At 31.9% G+C, this 3,334-nt stretch carries 4 protein-coding genes and 1 pseudogene; all 5 read right to left on the minus strand.

Annotation, left to right across the window (positions count from 1 at the left end):
• Positions 1-272 (minus strand): annotated as a pseudogene (locus QZZ48_RS15045) (Pdz/Dhr/GlgF); the annotation flags it as partial.
• Entirely contained in the window at positions 273-590 is a 318-nt protein-coding gene (locus QZZ48_RS15050) for a YbaB/EbfC family nucleoid-associated protein (RefSeq protein WP_294967075.1), read from the minus strand. It abuts the pseudogene before it with no gap.
• Positions 590-955, minus strand: a complete 366-nt coding sequence (gene panD / locus QZZ48_RS15055; protein ID WP_294967076.1) for an aspartate 1-decarboxylase — start codon at positions 953-955, stop codon at positions 590-592. Before panD ends, QZZ48_RS15050 begins: the two co-directional genes overlap by 1 nt.
• 9 nt (positions 956-964) lie before the next feature.
• Positions 965-1,339: a (2Fe-2S) ferredoxin domain-containing protein gene (locus tag QZZ48_RS15060; RefSeq protein ID WP_294967077.1), complete on the minus strand. Its 375-nt coding sequence runs from the start codon at positions 1,337-1,339 to the stop codon at positions 965-967.
• A 113-nt stretch (positions 1,340-1,452) separates the two neighbouring features.
• The gene (locus QZZ48_RS15065) at positions 1,453-3,147 is read right to left on the minus strand and encodes a methyl-accepting chemotaxis protein (RefSeq protein ID WP_294967078.1); all 1,695 of its coding nucleotides are present in this window, start codon (positions 3,145-3,147) and stop codon (positions 1,453-1,455) included.
• Positions 3,148-3,334: the final 187 nt, after the last annotated feature.

Consider the following 3,334-nt stretch of genomic DNA (forward strand, 5'->3'; position numbering starts at 1 on the left):
AGAGAGAGGTGATTATTTATCTTAAAAGGGTATTTAAATTTTTTCTTATCTTTTACGAGATACAGAGATAAAAAAGGATCATGTTTTATAATTTTTTCATTAGGAATGTTTTTCGAGAAGATTAATCTTTTATTATCTAAAACTGGGATTTGTAATGTTTGATTTTTAATAGATTGAGAATCAATTATTTTAAGTTTACAAGCTTCATATCCGCCTTTACAGGCCAAAAGGTTTAACAGAAGAAAGTTTAGAGCTAAAAATAGCCTAAACATTTATTTTGATCCAAAGGGATTCATACCACCCATACCGCCAAGCATTCCCATAGCACTACTTTGTCTGTTAGCTTCTACCATCTTATTTGCATCATTTAGAGCACCAATAAGAAGTATTTGTAGAGAGTCTTTGTCACTAAGAAGTGAGTCATCAATATTTATATCAATAACCTCACCCTTACCATTCATGATAACTTCAATTAATCCGCCACCACATTTGACATTAAAGATTTTAGACTCAAGTTCAGATTGAAGTTTACCTGCATTTTCTTGCATACCCTCGAGCATCTTACCCATGTCGCCTAAATTTCCAAACATTAGATGCTGTCTGCTACGTAATCTATATCATTATTATCATCTAAGATAACAACTTTTGGTTTGTAAGTCTCAAGATCTTTTTCATCATAAGTTGCATATGCAACTATAATTACTTTATCACCCTTGTGAACTTTTCTTGCAGCTGCACCATTTAAACAGATATCTCTTTTGCCTCTTTCGCCCAAGATAGTATATGTTGAAAATCTTTCACCATTGTTGACATTTAAAATCTCAACTTTTTGTCCAACTCTCATCTTTGAAGCTTCTAAAAGCTCTTCATCTATTGTAATAGAACCAACATAGTTTAGGTTAGCATCTGTAACAGTGGCACGATGAATTTTGCTGTATAACATTTCTATAGTCATTATCTTTTCCTACATTCCCATCTGTTTTTTCATGTCAGCAGGAGTTATTGGCTCATCCCACAGCTCAGAATCAATTACATATTCACAAACAACGTTTCCACCAAGTATATGCTCTGTTACTATTCTATCAATTTTTTCTTTAGTAAGACCTGCATACATAACATGACCAGGTTCTACTAACATAACTGGACCTGCAGAACAGCGGTTTAAACAAGAAGTTCGTATTGGTTGAACAGTTCCCATAATACCTTCTTTCATTAATCTTTGTGCAAGATGCTGAAAAAGGTCTTGTGTTGCAGGTGTAACACATGATGGTTTTGGCATACCTGGAGGAGCCGATTGTTCACATTTAAACATATAAAATGATGGTTGAGGAATTCCCATAAAACTTATCCTTGGATTTTTAATGGAATTATAACTAAAATATAGTTATAAAATCTCGTACCCAAAAACAAGTTTCGTTTTTTAAGCTAAATAGTAATTATTTAACTTATTACTTATGTCCTAAATTCAGACAATTTAGCATTTAATGTTTCAGTCATGTTATTTAAATGTTCTGCAGCACTAACAATTTCTTCAACACTTCTAGCATTATCACTAGATAATTTATTCACATTTGTAACACTTTCTATAATACCTTGTATATCATCTCCAGTTGCTACATAGTTGCTAACAGTTGTATCAGACATACTTACTGCATGACCCATAGATTCACTCATCTGTGTAATCTTAGTTTCTACCTCACTAGCAACTGTAGTTAACTCTTCAATCTGTTTAGCATTTTGAGTCATTTGACCACTAGAATCAGAAATGCCTTGAACAATTACATTGATAGTTGCATTAATCTCTGTTAAGCTATGCTGTGTTCTCTCTGCTAGTTTACGAACTTCATCAGCAACAACTGCAAATCCACGACCATGTTCTCCAGCTCTTGCTGCTTCAATAGCTGCATTAAGCGCAAGTAAGTTTGTTTGATCTGCAATATCATTAATAACAGTTAAGACTTCTTTAACTTGTTCTGCATCTGTACTCAGTTGTTCTATCCTTTGTGATAGTCCAAGTTCTGCATCTGCACTTAGTTGAATTTGCTCTGAAAGGTGTGTGATAGAAGAAGTTGCTTCTTCTATATAACCATTAGCTTTTTCAAGTTCTTCTTTACTACTATTTGCCTCTTTAATAGAGTCTTGCATTTCAACTTTGATATTTTCTGCTTTATCAGTAGTACTTTGAATGATAGATGTAGAATCTTCAACTCGTCTTCCGGTTGATAAAGAAGAAGTGGATAATTCATGAGCGATAGATGCATTTTCAGTAGAAAGTTGTTTAGCATCTGCAATTAGAATACGTACCTTTTCAATGAAGTCATTAATTGCCAAACTTGCTTGTGCAATTTCATCTTTGCCATTAACCTCTAGTTTGTGAGTAAGATCACCATCGCCACTAGATAAATTTTGAGCACGAAGAATTAACTGATTAAGAGGTGTTGTTATTTTGAGTCTAATGATAACAATAGCAATAATACTAATAAGAAGAGTAATTACAAAGGAAATTCCTGTAAAGAATTGCATATCTTGTCTCTGCTGAGCTCCAACTGTTTCTTGAAGGTGTTTAACATTTGCATCTATATTATCAATATAAACACCTGTTCCTAACATCCATTGATAAGGTCCAAAAGTAAGACTATAACTAATCTTAGGAAATGGCTTGCCACCTTTTCGTTTTGACACTTCATACAAAACAAATCCTCCATCACTTGATTTTGAAGCATCTATTAATTCTTTAACAAATAAAACACCTTTACTGTCTTGAACATGCATTTTATTTTTGCCATGAGAAGAAGGGTTAATACCATGGAGAATATTATTTCCATCATAATCGTATCCGAAAATATAACCACTGTTATCATCAAAAAAACGAAACTCTTCTAGTTTAGTGACTATAGCTTTTTTAATACTATCATCATCTGCACCAGTTACTTTTTTATCTTTGTAGATTTGTTGTGCAACTTTTAAGACAATACGCATTTCACTTTTCAACTCAGCTTTTCTTGCTTTTATAAGTTCTTCTTTATACTGCTTAGTAAAAAAAGAAACTTCTTCATTTGAGAAATGGGATGACAAAAGTCCTAAAAGAATTGTTAACGCAATTAGCGCACTAATAATCATTGATAATATTCTTGTAGAGAGTTTCATTGTAAATCCTTTGTAATACAATTTAATAGTTAAAAACTACTTGCACAATTGTACTTTATTAAGCTTTTATTATTTTGTTTTTTGCATTAATGATAATAAATATTTTTTGTTCATATTTATAAAACTGGCTATTATAGGGTTATATTAGAATAAATTTTTAGATAATTAAATATACAAAGATTTTAAA

This window comes from Sulfurimonas sp. (genome assembly GCF_016744025.1).
GTDB lineage: Bacteria > Campylobacterota > Campylobacteria > Campylobacterales > Sulfurimonadaceae > Sulfurimonas.

What these genes read in the sequence shown, in the direction of transcription:
- QZZ48_RS15065 (WP_294967078.1), bottom strand. Translation starts at nt 3,147, where the DNA reads ATGAAACTCTCTACAAGAATATTATCAATGATTATTAGTGCGCTAATT.
- QZZ48_RS15060 (WP_294967077.1), bottom strand. Translation starts at nt 1,339, where the DNA reads ATGGGAATTCCTCAACCATCATTTTATATGTTTAAATGTGAACAATCG.
- QZZ48_RS15050 (WP_294967075.1), bottom strand. Translation starts at nt 590, where the DNA reads ATGTTTGGAAATTTAGGCGACATGGGTAAGATGCTCGAGGGTATGCAA.
- panD (WP_294967076.1), bottom strand. Translation starts at nt 955, where the DNA reads ATGACTATAGAAATGTTATACAGCAAAATTCATCGTGCCACTGTTACA.